This window comes from Aerosakkonema funiforme FACHB-1375 (assembly GCF_014696265.1).
GTDB lineage: Bacteria > Cyanobacteriota > Cyanobacteriia > Cyanobacteriales > Aerosakkonemataceae > Aerosakkonema > Aerosakkonema funiforme_A.
The window spans coordinates 1-15,296 of sequence record NZ_JACJPW010000076.1; the positions used below are offsets into that span (position 1 = coordinate 1).

At 43.6% G+C, this 15,296-nt stretch carries 14 protein-coding genes and 3 pseudogenes; 11 read left to right on the plus strand and 6 right to left on the minus strand.

Annotated elements, in window-relative coordinates; all coding sequences use genetic code 11:
* Window positions 1-90: 90 nt before the first annotated feature.
* A pseudogene (locus tag H6G03_RS24890) lies at window positions 91-1,194 on the minus strand (anhydro-N-acetylmuramic acid kinase); the annotation flags it as partial.
* Between the two features lie 79 nt (window positions 1,195-1,273).
* A pseudogene (locus H6G03_RS24895) lies at window positions 1,274-1,600 on the minus strand (hypothetical protein); the annotation flags it as partial.
* Window positions 1,601-1,650: 50 nt separating this feature from the next.
* Between H6G03_RS24895 and H6G03_RS24900 the strand changes: the two are divergent.
* The 3 genes and pseudogenes from H6G03_RS24900 to H6G03_RS24905 all read left to right on the plus strand — a co-directional run bounded on the left by H6G03_RS24900 (window position 1,651) and on the right by H6G03_RS24905 (window position 2,852).
* Window positions 1,651-1,815, plus strand: a complete 165-nt coding sequence (locus tag H6G03_RS24900; protein WP_322111970.1) for a hypothetical protein — start codon at window positions 1,651-1,653, stop codon at window positions 1,813-1,815.
* Between the two features lie 39 nt (window positions 1,816-1,854).
* Window positions 1,855-1,947: pseudogene (locus H6G03_RS39845) on the plus strand (DNA-binding response regulator); the annotation flags it as partial.
* A gap of 77 nt (window positions 1,948-2,024) precedes the next feature.
* Window positions 2,025-2,852, plus strand: a complete 828-nt coding sequence (locus H6G03_RS24905) for a tetratricopeptide repeat protein (protein WP_190470187.1) — start codon at window positions 2,025-2,027, stop codon at window positions 2,850-2,852.
* A gap of 582 nt (window positions 2,853-3,434) precedes the next feature.
* On the opposite strand, the gene H6G03_RS24910 is transcribed toward H6G03_RS24905, so the two are convergent.
* Entirely contained in the window at window positions 3,435-4,364 is a 930-nt protein-coding gene (locus tag H6G03_RS24910; protein ID WP_190470190.1) for a PEP-CTERM sorting domain-containing protein, read from the minus strand.
* Window positions 4,365-4,764: 400 nt separating this feature from the next.
* The gene (priA, locus tag H6G03_RS24915; RefSeq protein ID WP_190470196.1) at window positions 4,765-7,344 is read right to left on the minus strand and encodes a primosomal protein N'; all 2,580 of its coding nucleotides are present in this window, start codon (window positions 7,342-7,344) and stop codon (window positions 4,765-4,767) included.
* Window positions 7,345-8,348: 1,004 nt separating this feature from the next.
* Between priA and H6G03_RS24920 the strand changes: the two genes are divergently transcribed.
* The 8 genes from H6G03_RS24920 (at window position 8,349) to H6G03_RS24955 (ending at window position 14,523) form a co-directional block, all read left to right on the plus strand.
* Window positions 8,349-9,485: an RpoD/SigA family RNA polymerase sigma factor gene (locus tag H6G03_RS24920; protein WP_190470268.1), complete on the plus strand. Its 1,137-nt coding sequence runs from the start codon at window positions 8,349-8,351 to the stop codon at window positions 9,483-9,485.
* A 132-nt stretch (window positions 9,486-9,617) separates the two neighbouring features.
* The gene (locus tag H6G03_RS24925) at window positions 9,618-11,519 is read left to right on the plus strand and encodes a leucine-rich repeat domain-containing protein (RefSeq protein ID WP_190470199.1); all 1,902 of its coding nucleotides are present in this window, start codon (window positions 9,618-9,620) and stop codon (window positions 11,517-11,519) included.
* 44 nt (window positions 11,520-11,563) lie between these two features.
* Complete coding sequence (locus tag H6G03_RS24930; protein ID WP_190470201.1) at window positions 11,564-12,058, plus strand: GNAT family N-acetyltransferase; 495 nt, start codon at window positions 11,564-11,566, stop codon at window positions 12,056-12,058.
* 65 nt (window positions 12,059-12,123) lie between these two features.
* Window positions 12,124-12,330 carry a glycogen debranching protein gene (locus H6G03_RS24935; RefSeq protein WP_190470202.1) on the plus strand — a complete coding sequence of 69 codons (207 nt, stop codon included), beginning with the start codon at window positions 12,124-12,126 and terminating at the stop codon, window positions 12,328-12,330.
* 121 nt (window positions 12,331-12,451) lie between these two features.
* A complete protein-coding gene (locus H6G03_RS24940; RefSeq protein WP_190470205.1) occupies window positions 12,452-13,369 on the plus strand; it encodes a DUF4351 domain-containing protein in 918 nt (305 codons plus the stop codon).
* Window positions 13,370-13,446: 77 nt separating this feature from the next.
* On the plus strand, window positions 13,447-13,716 hold the full coding sequence (locus H6G03_RS24945) for a DUF4351 domain-containing protein (RefSeq protein ID WP_190470208.1): 270 nt from the start codon (window positions 13,447-13,449) through the stop codon (window positions 13,714-13,716).
* Window positions 13,717-13,829: 113 nt separating this feature from the next.
* Complete coding sequence (locus H6G03_RS24950; RefSeq protein ID WP_199315470.1) at window positions 13,830-14,171, plus strand: hypothetical protein; 342 nt, start codon at window positions 13,830-13,832, stop codon at window positions 14,169-14,171.
* A gap of 1 nt (window position 14,172) precedes the next feature.
* The gene (locus tag H6G03_RS24955) at window positions 14,173-14,523 is read left to right on the plus strand and encodes a hypothetical protein (RefSeq protein ID WP_190470211.1); all 351 of its coding nucleotides are present in this window, start codon (window positions 14,173-14,175) and stop codon (window positions 14,521-14,523) included.
* Between the two features lie 91 nt (window positions 14,524-14,614).
* Here H6G03_RS24955 and H6G03_RS24960 read toward each other — a convergent pair whose 3' ends face one another.
* Both H6G03_RS24960 and H6G03_RS24965 read right to left on the minus strand, forming a co-directional pair.
* Complete coding sequence (locus tag H6G03_RS24960) at window positions 14,615-14,830, minus strand: hypothetical protein (RefSeq protein WP_190470215.1); 216 nt, start codon at window positions 14,828-14,830, stop codon at window positions 14,615-14,617.
* A gap of 50 nt (window positions 14,831-14,880) precedes the next feature.
* Window positions 14,881-15,288, minus strand: coding sequence for a hypothetical protein (locus tag H6G03_RS24965; protein ID WP_190470218.1), 408 nt, complete (start codon window positions 15,286-15,288; stop codon window positions 14,881-14,883).
* Between the last annotated feature and the right edge of the window lie 8 nt (window positions 15,289-15,296).

Below are 15,296 nucleotides of genomic sequence, written 5' to 3' on the forward strand. Positions count from 1 at the left end.
TTGATTTATTGCCAACAGAAGAGGTAAGTAAAAATACTAATAGGAGTTTAGACTAACCGCGCCCTAAAGCGCGGTTAGTCTAAACTCCAGTTCTTTACAGTCGGCGTTCAAACCAACTTCATCTGTTGTCAGAACCGAGATAGAGGACACAGAAGATTGTTCCGCATCTCCTGAAAGATGGGTTTGCAGTCGGTTTTTTAGGTAAAGATTGCGACTGCCTCCACCGCATAACAGTACCTTATCCGGCATTTGAGGTAAGAAACTGCGATAACTGTCTGCGATCGAAGCTGCTGTGAGTTCCGTTAGGGTGGCCAGCAGGTCAGCCGAACTGAGCAAGTAATTTTCCGCATCTGCCAAACAGGTACGTAAAAAGTCCGCCCCGAATAGCTCTCTACCAGTAGATTTGGGCGGCGCTTGTCGGAAAAATTCGTGCTGGAGCCATTGCCTTACTAAGGGAATACAGGGAGTACCAGAAGCAGCCCAAGCACCATCTTTGTCGTAGGTTTTACTCCCGCCAGTTAGATGCTGCACTGCCAGGTCTAAAAGGGCGTTGCCGGGGCCAGTATCCCAGCCGCGTAGTTGGGAGAGCCAGTTACCCTGACGAGCTGGTAAGTAAGTTACGTTACCGATCCCACCGATGTTTTGAACGCACCGATTTTCGTTCGGATGACTCAGAAGAAAGGCGTCTATACGTGAGACTAGGGGGGCACCTTCACCGCCAGCAGCAATGTCGGCTACCCGAAAGTTATTTACAGTAGTAATACCCGTTACTTGGGCAATTAGTTCTCCTCGCCCCAATTGCAAGCTATATCCAAGGGGGGAATCTTTTAAATAATTAGATTTTTCCCCACTCCCCCGCTCAAGAGCTCCCCCGCTCCTAGAGGGTGGACGATGATAAACTGTTTGTCCGTGGGAGCCAATGAGCTGGGCTGGGGTGTGGTTAGATTGAATAGCTAAGGCGGCTTGCGCGAAGGATAGGCCGATCGCATCATCCAGTTCTGCGAATTCTGCCATTGAAATAGCTGCCCCACCGCAGATGGCTAAAATTTTTTCTCTGAGATCGGATGGGTAGGGATAGGTTTCCCCAGCTATAAGCTCGACTTTTAGATCGATATCCGTACCGGAAATTTCTACCAATGCGGCATCAATACCATCTACTGATGTCCCGCTGATTAAGCCAATTACGCGAGTCATTAGATTTCAAATTTTAGATTTCAGATTTTAAATTGTAAACTCAATCTAAAATCTAAAATTATTTAGATTTTGGTTTGAATGAAAGTAGTTTTTCCAGTTCGATTTCGCCTGAAATAGCTTGCGAAGCTTTCAGAATAGCGGCTAAGTCGAGGGAATTAGAGATAATAGTCGAAGAGCTGGTAGAGGTGACGGTTCCTGTGGCAAAGAGGGTTTCGTTGACCGAAAGAGTAGGGCAAGTTTGTTGCCAGATCGGAACCAGCAATTGCGGGTAGCGTCTTTCTAGGTCGGCAACCTTGCCTTTCGCACCCCAGTGGGCATAACCGTAGTAGGCTTTTATTGTATATTCTTGAGCGATGTACTGTTTATCCCATTCCAGGTAAAACCTGGCTGCCAGTTCGTTGGCAAGAAGTCCGAAAAACACTTAGCACCAGAACACATAAATGCTTGTGTGGACTGGTGCTAAATCGGGATCGTAATGCGGCACTAAACATCTTAGCCAAAGGCTTAGAAATGCTTGGCATAGTATTGCCAAATACGGTGGGAAGAACCGAAATTAACGCTTGGGGAGAAAACAACCTCTATCTAATTGGGGAAACTCAATTAGACAAGTTGATTCGCTGAAACCTTGAATCCCCATCCCCTTGTGGGTGGGGAACTTCAAAAAAGCTAGAAGTGCGCGATCTAACTCAAGCGGCAGTCTCGGCTATCCAGAAAGGATTGGTACTACTAGAACTCTTAGCCGAGAAATATTAGATTTACTAAAGTTTCCAGCCGTTTCATTTTGGGAAAACTAAGGTAGGATTCCGGAAAGATATCTTCAATAAATGCCTATGCCTAGAAAACATTATTCGTCGATTCATCTGCTGCTTGCTACTATGGCTGGAATTGGACTGAGTTCGCCCGTTTTTGCCCTACCTGTGCAAGATTTGGGCAATAGTGGCAGATCTCTTGCTTCTGTTTCGATCGGTGTCGAGAACAATCACAACACTAGCCCTGCCGAAAAACCCTCCGAACAGCTTAAGCAAGCAGAGACTCTTTATAACGAGGGAGTGACGCTGCAACAGCAAGGTAAATTGGAAGAAGCGATCGCGAAATACGAAGAAGCGATCCGCCTCAATCCCAGCTTAGCCTTTGCCCACCTAAACTTGGGGGCAGCTTTGGCAGCGTTGGGAAAACACCCAGAAGCGATCTCTGCCTATCGGGAAGCTATTTTACTTCAACCAAATCTGGCAGAAGCATACTATAACTTAGGCAATGCACTGGCACAGCAAGGCGAACTACCAGATGCACAAGCGCAATACAAACAAGCAATTCAAATTAATCCTACTTATGCCAAAGCTTACTATAACTTAGGAAATGTACTGGCACAGCAAGGCGATCGAGATGGTGCGATCGCGCAGTGGCGCGAAGCAATTCGCATTCAGCCTGAGTTTGCCGAAGCTTATGCGAATTTGGGGCTGATTTTTTCTAGATCCGGGCAGCGGCGCGAGGCTTTAGAAGCTTTTAAGAAAGCGCGAGATCTGTTTAAATCGCAGGGAAAAACAGATCGAGCCGAGCAGATCGATCGCATCATACAACGGGTCGGAACCAATCGCACTGTGATAACGCGATCTCTATTCGATAGTGAATATTCGGCAGCGATATCGTCGGAAGCTTGAGTTTGCTGAAGCTTCCGCTAATAGACATCTCTAAAAATTCTTGTGGGGTAGGCATCCTGCCTGCCCTTTGAGATTCTTTTGGAGGAGATGTCTAATTTATGGCTGATTTGCTGTAACTTTGGACAGTGGCGGGAGGCTTGAGAAGCGCTTCCGCTACCCTTCTAGCTTCTTGATACTCGCCAGGACGTTTGGGTTAGAGTCGAAACGATCCTTGTCATTCCTCTCAAAGCCCAAATTTTCCTACCTGTGTCTAATCGCCGTGCTTAAACTATTTAAGTCCAAAAACGCCTCTCGTTTTGAAGAAATTCTGACGGTTCGTTAGATCGTCATCAATTGCCTTATTTTTTGTATCGGTAAAGCAAACAAAAGTTTTCTTATCAATGTAGCGATAATAGCGAGCGAATCTTAGAGTGGGTTAGCACGGGCGATAATTTCAGCCATTTGGGCTAATCATCAGCTTCCCGTGTCTTAACCCACTATCACACGCAAGTGTATGCAATATGGGCATACATTGTTGAGAATACCTTCAAAAACCCTCCAAACTCTCATAGTAGATGCAACCTAATCGCTAATACAAAATCCTTATGCTTTGTTAACATTTGCAGTTTGCTTACGCGACTTGCTGGCAGCTAGAGCTAAGCCGAGAGATCCCAAAGCGAAGAGGGTAGAAGGTTCGGGTACGGATGCGGTTGGGGTAACTACGGACTTGTTGAACTGGAAGGCAATAGTTTGGGTACCTCTGAATTTGGTAGTATCATAACCAGTAGCAAGCAAATCCTGCGTTACAGTACCCTGTGCGAGGAAAGAAATGTCCCTAAAATAAGTTCCGGACTTGATGGCGTTCAGGTCGAAGTTTAGATTCTGGCCGTTATTAGTAAAGTAGCTACTGGTTAAATCGCCGTGGCTAGGCGTACCGCGAAGACTTTTGACATCATTTTCATAGCGTGTTATACCGCCATAACTGCTGGTATAGCCATCTACAAGATCGGTAACTGTCTTGGCCTGAACGTTACTGTAAACACCAAGTTGTTGTACTCCCGAATGATTTGCCGAAGCAAAGTGGATGCCGTACAAATTCCCGCTTTGCACGGCTTGTGCAAAGTTTTGACCGGGCAGAGTGAAGAACAAGTCACCATAACCGATGAGGTGACCGTCATCAAGAGTACCTGCCAACGGCATATTGCTGTTAATGGCTACGATGACGCTGGTAGCAGTTTGCTTGATAGCTATACCTGAGAAATCAAAAGGATTTGTTTGGCCTGGAGCAGAGCCTATTCCGTAGCGGCCATTTGCTCCATCTGTGTTTGAATCGATCGCATACTGCCAGCCGTTAGCATCGGTGGGGTTTTTTCCGGTGACAAGACCGATAGAGTCGTTCCAACACTCAAAAGTTTGACTAAATGAAGTTCCCGGTGCTAAGTCGAAGGCATGGGCTGCTTGTCCGGTAGCGGATAGGACACCGATAGCTGTAGCTGCAATCTTGAATAAATTGGATAGTTTAGAACTTTTCATTGCTTCGCCCCTTTGCTTTTGTTTTATTTGAGTTATGTCAATAGATTAGCCATTAAATCATGAAGAAAAAAGAGGAGAAGCTAGCTTTATTTATAAAGATACGATCGAATTTTAGAGTTGTAATATTGTAAGATTATGCGTATATTTGCAGGTTAATAAGTAAGTGATCGAAACTTAGCCATAATTTCCATAGTCTAAATTGTCTGCCTAAAAGAGTCAAAGTAAGGAGTTTTTACGGAATCATCAGGTCTGTTATTAATAGTTACCCAGATTAAATACGAAAAATTGTCTTGCCATTACCTCTTCCCTTGCCCGGACTCTGGAAAATTGTCAGTATCGCACTTAAGAGTACGGATGTTATTGCGAACTTTAGGGCGGGCAATGCCCACCCATTACCGCTTTAAATGAAATTGAGGGGGTCTACATCGATCGTCAAGCTGACACCGGCAGGACTGAGCGATCGCACCAAACTCCAATCTGGTAATTCCGGTAGAGTTCCACTGGGAAACTTGAGCAAAATCTGCCATCGATAGCGATTTGCCACTCGCAAGATACTGGCAGGCGCTGGGCCCAGAATTTCGTAACTGTTATTTCTCTCCTCTGAAGGACGCAATTCAGCGGCGACAAGTTCCGCAGTTTCCTCAACTTCGGCAGCATCTATACTACTCAAGCGCAACAAAATTAACCTACCGTAAGGGGGATAATTATTTGTCGCTCGTTGTAGTAATTCCGCTTGGGAAAAAGCATTGTAGTCATGAAGTCGCACCGATCGAATTACAGCGTGTTCGGGAGTGTAAGTTTGCAAAATCACCCGACCGGGATCGTCGCCGCGACCGGCACGACCTGCCACTTGGGTCAAGGTTTGAAATGCTCTCTCGGATGCTCGATAGTCGGCAAAATACAGTAATCCATCTGCCGCCACAATACCCACCAATGTCACCTGGGGTAAATCCAAACCTTTGGTGAGCATTTGCGTTCCCACCAGTAAGTCAGCTTCCCGATTGGCAAACCGCGATAATAAAGTGCGATGCGACCCTTTGGTGCGAGTGGTATCGCTATCGAAACGGATGACGCGCAACTGCGGAAACTGCTTTTTCAATTCCTCTTCGACTCGCTGAGTACCGCTACCGAAAAATTTTAAATAAGGAGAACTGCATTCGGGACAGTGGCGGGGATGAGCGGTAATAAAGTTACAGTAGTGACACCTCAGCAGTTCTGGCGCTCTATCTTCGGTATGGTGATAAGCGAGAGAAACATCGCAGTTGGGACACTCAATTACATACCCGCAACTGCGACAGGAGACAAAAGTGCTGTGTCCGCGCCGATGGATGAAGAGAATTCCCTGTTTGCGTTCTTCCTGCAATTGTTGCAGAGCATCTTGAAGCGATCGACTAAAAATCGATCGATTTCCCTCTCGCAACTCTTGTCGCATATCCACAACTTCCACAGGCGGTAGAGGTCGGGATTGAATTCTCTCCGGTAATGACAAGTAGTAGGATTTTGGATTTTGGATTTTGGATTTTGGATTTTGGATTGCTTCCCGCTCACCTGCTTTGTGTACTTCTACCCAACTTTCCAGAGAGGGAGTAGCGGAACCTAAAATTAAGGGACAATCGATTAATTCTGCACGCCACAGAGCTACAGTACGGGCGTGGTAAGTGGGGGCTGGGCTATCTTGCTTGAAGCTGGAGTCGTGTTCTTCATCTAAGATAATCAGACCGAGTTTGGGCAAAGGGGCGAATACGGCAGAGCGCGTCCCGATGATGATTTGCGGTTCTCCAGTGAGCATTTGCCGCCAGGTATCGTAGCGCTCTCCTTCCGATAAGGCGCTGTGGTAAACGCAAACTCTTTCGCCAAAACGAGCCCGAAATCTGTCAGTTAGCTGAGGTGTGAGGCCGATTTCCGGTACTAGGACGAGGGCGGAGAGTCCGCGTTCTAGGATGGGTGCGATCGCTTGCAAATACACCTCTGTTTTTCCAGATCCGGTGATTCCGTGCAGCAGTACTTCCGCAAATCCATTTAAGTTATTGATTGTCTCTAAAGCAGCTGCTTGCGCTGGAGTGAGAGCTTTGGGTCGATCGTCCGCTACCGCAGGTTCGGATAATTTCCGCAAAACTTCCCTCTCTTGGATGACAACGTAGCTTTTTTGCTCCAATGCTTTGATTGTCGAGGGAGTCGTTTTACACGTTTCCACCAATTCGCTCAGCCACAATTCACCTCCCTGACGCTGCAATACTGCCAAAATTTCCTGTTGACGAGGTGTCAGATCCAGTCCAGTTTCAGAGACAACTAGGGTCACAGCTTGCTTCAACTTCGGTTGAGTGTGTCTGGGCGCTTCTAAATAGCTTTCTACCCAACCGCGTCTCCGTAATTCCCGCAGTCCCCGCGTCGCTCCCCTGACTTGTCGGTTGATGTGTTGCCAGGTGTAGTCTCCCGTTTTCGATGCTTGCAGAAGTTCGAGAATCTGACGGGCAGTGGGACTGAGGAAAATGCCTGCATCTGGGGGAATTGCTTCTGGCTTGAGACGAATGCGACGAGAAGAGCGAGAAAGCAGTCCGGGAGGTAGGGCTACTTTGATCGCTTGCATCAGGGGTGTGTAATAATACTGAGAAAGTCGATTCAGTAAATTCCAGTAGCCAGGAGGAAAAAAACTTTTAGCGACGACATCTTCAACATCGCGAATTTTATCGGATGCCAAATCTGACGGAAGTCGATCGAGCAGACGGATTGCGATCGCGCCTACCTGCTGGGCCCCAAACGGCACACTCAAAATATCTCCAGGATTTACATCCAAATCGGGGGGCAATCTATATGTATATAGCTTCTGTGCAGGAACGTTTTCTCGCTCCTGAGCTTCTGACTGAGTGCCGGGACAATCTACCAATACTTCGATCCACCGAGATGAATGGAAGTTTGTGTCGTAGGGTGCAGCAGGCTCAGCCAATATTGGCTCTGACAAAATCCAACTGGGAGTAGACATACGACGAAATATCTAGCTTTAAAAAGTCCTGGAGTTAAAAACTCCTTTTTGCACCGATGGATGACTGCAAACAGCAAAATCTTTCTCTAGTTTAAGAAATTATGAGTAAAAGTGAGTAAACTGCGACAAGATACTCAGGATATTCGTCATCTGGCGCTAGTAAGCGTCAATTTGTTGTTGACTTGTTTATTTTAGCGGGATATGAAGTTCAAATTTTTGACCGAGACTCAAAAAGTTTCCAGAAAGGATTGTTGAAATATGAAAAACAAAAAAATCACAGGCTATACCCAAGATACCGGGCATTCTGATTAAATCCGCTGCTTTTAGGTAAAAGCATTTCGCGACCCCAACCCACTCTCAAGAGAGGATAGTTTCAGAGAAATCAACCGACAGGAGGAAGAGTTACGAAGGATACTTAATAATCGCTAGATACAGTTCCATCTCAAGCATCATGCCTGTTTTACATCTGTCGGTAGAGAGTAAAGCTTTTAAGTATATGAGATGCTGTGATTACAGTCAAAAATTTTAGCAAAACTTTAAGGATGCTGACTCTATGACTAATGTTATAAACAATAAACTTCCGGCAGAGGACTTTTACTGCCATGCTGCTATAAATAGACACAGAAGCTAAAAAATTAATAAAATTGATGAGCTTGGTAGGTATTTGGTTTTAGGCGAATAACTTTTCCTCGCCAGATCCCCAAAGCACAGGATATTTCAAGATTTTTGTAGCTGGCGAAACAATGAAAAAATTATTTTGGGATACCCTAGAAAGATATCGTTTCTACCCTGACTCGCGATGGCAGTATCAATACGTAAAAAGGCTATCATCCAAGTAATTATATTAACCGAGTAAGGGGAAGTAAAAATACTTAAATTTTTAAAAAAGTTCCGTTTAGCTTGAAACAAAATAACGGGGCAATTTAAGCAGGTGCAATGACGTTTATAGACAAAACAGGGGTTTTCAGGCTGTGACTTTATCAAAACACGAACCAGACCTAGCTATGAATATTTCTGAGTTGGATCCCAAGGAAATTTTGCCATTATCGGGCGATTCCGATTATATAGTCGATCCAAATCTCGAATTGGAGGAAGAAAATTTAGTCGAGGAGGAAGTGCAAGAGGCTGAGTTGGAAGATGGATATTCGGAAGATTTGGTGGAAACTCGCCTAAGCGGATATCGGAAAATGAATTCGGATGATGCTGTGGGAGCGTTTTTTAAGGAAATGGCGCGTTACCCGCTACTGAAACCAAAAGAAGAGGTTGAATTGGCGCGTCGTGTCCAATTTTTGGTAAAAATGGAGGAATTTCAAAAACACTTGAAAGCCGAATGGGGCAGACAGCCGTCAAGTGGAGAACTGGCGGCGGCGGTGGGATTGACGGAACGCCAACTGGAAAATCGCCTTTATCAAGGTAGGGTAGCGAAACGGAAGATGATTCGCTCTAATCTGCGGTTGGTAGTTTCGATCGCCAAGCGATACCTAAACAGGGGGGTACAATTCCTGGATTTGATTCAAGAAGGAGCGATGGGATTGAATCGCGCTACAGAAAAGTTCGATCCCGACAAAGGTTATAAGTTTTCTACATACGCCTATTGGTGGATTCGCCAAGCAATCACAAGAGCGATCGCGAATGATGCGCGAACAGTGCGCTTGCCAATTCATATTGTCGAAAAATTGAATAAACTTAAAAAAGTCCAGCGAGATCTCAAGCAAAAGCTGCACCGCAATCCTACGGAAGTGGAGATGGCAGAGGCGTTAGAAATTTCACCGGAACACCTGCGTCAATTGCAGCAGTTGCGTAGGCGATCGCTTTCGCTCAACCATAGAGTGGGTAGGGAAGAAGATACAGAACTGGTAGATCTGCTGGAAGATAGCGATAGTATGTCTCCCGAAGAAATGATGAGCGACGCGATGATGCGTCAGGAAATTTGGGAAGTCTTGGGCGACGTACTTACCCCAAGAGAAAAAGATGTCATTTCTTTACGGTACGGTCTAACGACAAGCGAACCCTGTACCTTAGAAGAAGTCGGTAGTTTGTACAATCTCTCTCGCGAAAGAGTGCGTCAAATTCAAAGTAAAGCAATGCGAAAATTGCGGCGTCCCCAAATTGCCCAAAAATTGAAAAGTTGGCTGAAGTGATGGGATAATAGTTAGTTGTCAGTTGTCAGTAGTTAGTAGTTAGTAGTTAGCTGTGATTTGACATTTGTTACGAAGAACAATGAACGATGAACTTTTGACTGCTGACAACTGACTGCCGATCGCGACTAAAAAATGCCTAAAATTAAAGAAAAAAAAAAATACCTTAGCGAAATATACGGCTTTGAATTTCCTGACAGCTTTTTTAGCTTCTGGGAATTTACTCAAGAACTACCTGAAGATGCGATCGGTGGATTGTGTTCTACTCTATCGATATCGCTGGCACAGGTATTTGATATTTTTCAAGATGATTTCGATCCAGATAATTTTAACCCGATCGAGGATTCCAGGTATTACTATGACCCGCCGGAATTTTTTACAATGCTGCGCGGACACACAGACGGATTGCACTGGGGATACTACATTGATGAACCTAACAATCCTGTATTTCAAGTAGCTTATTACTATGCCAGAGATGCTTTTGAAATAAATGTTAGCGGCAATAATTTATTTGAAACAGTTAGGTATCATTTAGAGCAATTTTACGATGGTACTTTAGAAGAATTTGCTAATTATTCAGATTACCGAGAAGAAAACGAAGCTGGGCTAAAAAAACTGGATGAAATCAGGGAAATTTTACGGCGATACGATACAGCAGACAGACCCGAAATGGGTGCAGCCTATACAGAAAAATATTATGTGCAACGCGCCATCATTGCCAAGACGAGAGATTATATGGGTATTGTCGTACCCGTTCATTTATATAGACCTTTGGGTGGAGAAGATAAATTCCAAATTTGGAATTACAAACCCTCGGAATGGGAAGTAGCAGAATACAGAAAAGAAGCTCTCCAAGCGTTGCAGGAAGGATATCCGGGGACAGCACTCAAACTCGGTAAAGATCTGTGGATTTATCATGAATTTTCGGATATTACTTGCGAGTTGCTCGATTTGGCTTATGAAGCGCTTGGCAGAAATACACTGCGTAAAATGCTCGATTTCCGGCGCAATCGCAGCGCCAGTCAGGTGAAAGCTTTTCAAGAGGCGCTTCAAAATCCGCAAGAAACTAAATACTTATCATTGTATAGCGATCGCATCGATACCTTACCGCCAGAAATTGGCGAACTTACTCAATTAGAAAGTGTAAATCTTAATTATAATAACCTGAAGGCTTTGCCAGAAGAGTTCGGTCGGCTGTCTAATTTGCAAGAGTTGTATTTAGTAGGAAATTATTTCGATCGTATCCCAGATGCGATCTGCAATCTGACTCAACTTCGCACGTTAGATCTGCGGGAGAATCCCTTGGCAGAAATATGCGATCGCATTGGCGAACTAACTTTACTGGAAGAACTATGTTTAGGGAATGAAAACTTAAGAAATTTTCCGGTTTCGCTTTGCCGTTTAACCAGCTTGAAAAAATTGTACATCACTGCCAGCAATATTGCCGAACTTCCCCCTGAAATCGGTCAACTTTCTGCATTGGAAGAGTTATTACTGGCAACTGATACTGGGCTTGACACCGTAACATCTAGTTTCAAAAATTTACGAAATCTCAAACGAGTTACTTACAAATATTACCAAGCCGATCATCACAACTACGAAGAACCTGTAAGTTTGCCATCGGCTTTTTGCGAGTTACCGAACTTGGAGTATTTGGAATTTGATACTAACAGAAACATAGTCATACCGCCGGATATCGCCAAGCTAGCGAATTCTCTGCAATCTCTAAAAATAGGATGTTACACATGGCAAGAACTTTCGCCTGGAATAATGCAATTAAAAAATTTGAAATATTTAACAGTTAGTTGCGCGAGTATTACAAAAATACCAGCAAATATATGTCAACTTTCTCAATTAGAAAATCTCAATCTGTACGGAAACCGTATTCGCCACATACCCAAAACGCTAGGACAAATGAAAAACCTGAAAAGTTTGAACCTATCTCGTAATTGTCTGTCAGCATCTGAAACGGCAAAATTAGCTCAATTGTTACCAAATACAGAGATTGATTGTAGTTATCAAAATAAGTACACCTAGTTCGCTAAAATGAATGACAATTATTTAAGGTTTAAAAGCGCTCGATGATTTCTGAATTAATAGTGCGATCGGCTACGCCAGCAGATGTCCCAACTCTGTTTCATCTAATTAAAGCGCTTGCGGAATACGAAAAGCTATCTCACGCCGTTGTGGGTAATATCGAATCTCTGGAATCCCATTTATTTGGTGAGCGACCTTACGTAGAAGCTATTCTGGCAGAGTTAGGTGGAGAAAATGTTGGCTTTGCCCTGTTTTTTCATAACTATTCCACATTTTTAACGAAACCGGGGATTTATTTGGAAGATTTATTCGTTTTACCGGAATATCGGGGACGCGGTATCGGTAAGGCGTTGCTTACCCATGTTGCTAAGTTAGCAGTTTCTCGCGGTTGCGGAAGGATGGAGTGGGCTGTTTTGGATTGGAACGAACCTGCGATCGCATTTTATCAGCTTATGGGTGCTGCTGTCCTACCAGACTGGCGCATTTGTCGCGTTACAGGCGATTCTCTCACCAATTTAGCAGCAAAAGGAGCGACTTAACTGGTCAGCAATTCATCAATAATAGTATTTTGAGCTTGCTTTTGAAAGTCGAGGAGGAAAGTTTCATGATTATTTGGGTGAACGAACAAATCGATCCCTCCGGTCTGATTTATTCTTGTATTGCTACTTGTGATGAGCAACAAGCAAAAGATTGCCACGAATCTTTCGAGAATAATTTAACAGAAATTCAGAAATCGGAAGGTTGGGTCGCTCGCTTGCGGACAGTTAATTCTTGGGATGAAGTACCAGTAAGTGCCTTAAAACTGAGTTAAAAGTAGGGTGGGCAATGCCCACCTTATTATATGCTAAGGGGAACTATCAAAAAAATTTTCCAAATTAGAGCTTCCGTCATTTCAAGGCGGAGCTAATCCAAAATCCAAAATCCAAAATCGCGTGACCTACGACAACACCTGCAAATACATCGCCTCTCAAAACCCAGCCAGTTTCGTGCGTTGGTTACTACCTTTTGAGGAATTCACAACCGTAGAAATCCTCAAAACCGAATTACCAGCCGAACCAATCAGAGCCGATTCCTTAATCTTACTGCGGTTAGGTAACACCATTTTGCACCTTGAGTTTGAAAGACTACCCTATTCAGAACCACCAATTCCAGAGCGGATGCTCAAATATTGGCTTCGCCTTTATGAAAAATATAGGTGTAGAATAGAACAAGTAGTAATTTTCTTGAAACGAATTGACTCACCCCAGGTTTTGACAGACCGATTTCAAGTAGGAAACACGGTACATTCCTATCGAGTAATTCGGTTATGGGAAGAAGACCCCGCACCTTTTTTAGCAGAACCCGCCTTGCTACCCCTAGCACCTCTAACTCGCAGCGACTCACCGAGAGCATTGTTAGAGGAAGTAGCCGGAAGGATAGAATTAATAGAAGACCCCGCACAGCGAAGAGAAATATTAGCTTGTACCGCAGTAATGGCGGGTTTACTGCACAAACCAAATTTGATTCGTCAGTTATTTCGGGAGGATAATATGCAAGAATCTTTGTTTTATCAAGAAATTGTGGAAAAAGGAGAGCAAAGAGGTTTGCAGCGAGGTTTGCAACAAGGTTTGCAACAAGGTTTGCAACAAGGCTTGCAGCAAGGTTTGCAACAAGGTATAGAACAAGGACAAAAACAGCAGGCATTCTTACAAACTCTGCGCCAGTTGATGCGGCGGGTGGGAGAAATCGCACCTACCACGGAAGAAAGACTCCGTGCTTTATCGCTTTTTCAGTTGGAGAGCTTGGCGGAAGCATTGTTGGATTTTTCATCACCAGCAGATTTAATTGCTTGGTTAGATAATCTGAATTAGGCAAAATGTTAGGGAATAAACACCCCTTTTGATAATTTATATGGGGTGTTACCCTTTCATTTATTTCGGGAAGATATATGGAAGAATCTTCGTTTTACCAAGAAATTTTTGAAAAAGGCGTACAGCGAGGTTTCCAGCGAGGTTTCCAGCAAGGTTTGCAACAAGCTTTACAACGCGAAACGTCAATAATTTTGCGCCTAGTTCGGCGGCGGGTAGGAGAACTCGAACCTACCACGGAAGAAAGAATTCGCGCTTTATCAATTACTCAGTGGGAGGACTTAGCAGAAGCATTGTTGGATTTTTCATCGCCAGCAGATTTAACTGCTTGGTTGGATAATGTGAACTAGGTAAAATGTTAGGGAATAAACACCCCTTTAGCTCGATTTATATGGGGTGTTACCTTGACTTTAAGTTGGATAATTTGCACTAGGTTTGGGGAGATATAGATAGAGGTAATTGCGTGTCGAGTTCTGGAGTAGTTGGAAATGGGATTGCATCTGAATTTGGAGATTTAACTGGACTAACTCGCCAAGAAGTAAATAACTTTTTACACGGATTTGGTGCAAAGGTCAAAATTAGTGAAGGTGGTTATGTTGAATATAAATTTCCAGATAATTCAAAAATAATTATCCGTCCTGATGGCGAAGTTGTACGGATACCAGCACCGAGATATGATTCAGATGGCAAAAATATTAACAAAGGGCTACGCTTGGGTAAAGATGGCAGTTTGTTGCCAACTCGCGATCGATTTGGCAATCCTATTGTTAATACGCATAACACTGGAGAAAGAGTGAGTGATTAGTATGGCTGATGATTATAATTTGCTAGGTTTGGGTGGACTTACATCTCTGGTAACAAATGTGAACATTTCTCACTGGGGTACTGAGGTGTTAGTGGAATGCTTGTACGATCCAACAGGCGATCGCTTACCTTATTCGCTAGTATTTAAAGATTGTCGAGCAATCAAGTGGAATGTTCACGATGAAGAGGAAGTAGAGGCAGAATTAGCAGATTTGATTGGTATTCATTTGGGTGAAGCAGCACACCTAAAACCTGCTTTGATTCATACAGATATTTTTGAAATCTCGATTGTTTACGGTAGTTTTAGTATGCAGAAAGAAAAGAAGGCGATCGCACAAGCTACAGCAACTTAGTTTGGTGGCGATGGGAGAAGTGCGATCGCTCTTTTTTGCACTGCTTTTTTCAGTTGTTTTTATGTTATCACTTTTAGGTATTGGCGTGAATTCAAGATTTATTGCGATCGTATTCCAACCAAATCTCAAATTCAGTCCTTATGGCAATACTCTTAGTGACTTCATCACTGTAAGCAGTTTTTATAGACTCGCTTAGTTTAGCTGTATTGCGTATGAGTTGAATAGCCGGGTTGTTGTTATATTTTTGAATTTGACTATTGCTAGTTTTCAATAAGTCGTTATTTGGTGTCCCATAATCATTGGTCATACATTAACTCCGATAATTTTTGCTGAACAGCTTTTAAATTTTCAACAGCGTCAATTAGAAAATTCGCTAAGTCTTTTGTTCATTGCTTCCAGCATTTTACGCTTGCCCTCTTGCTTAACTTCTTGAGGGTAATTACTATTCATAATTTCATCAATCTTTGGCCCAAAAGCACGCATAACTGCGTTCATTCTTTCCACTTCTCCTTGAACTTGGATTTCGTACAATTCAGTGTGTATGGCTTCTGCCAGAAGTTGGTAAGTCAATCTAATTTCACGAAATCCACTTCCCAAAACAATAACTATTGCTGTTACTGGGGTGGCTAGGGCGCGACCAATGAAACCAAGAACTATATCTCGTTCAACCTCACTAGGTACTACTATAATGCCATTTTGATCCTTAAAATAAACAGGAACATTTTTCCCTGCTATACTAATCTTTACTGAATCTTGCTTATCCATACTAAATT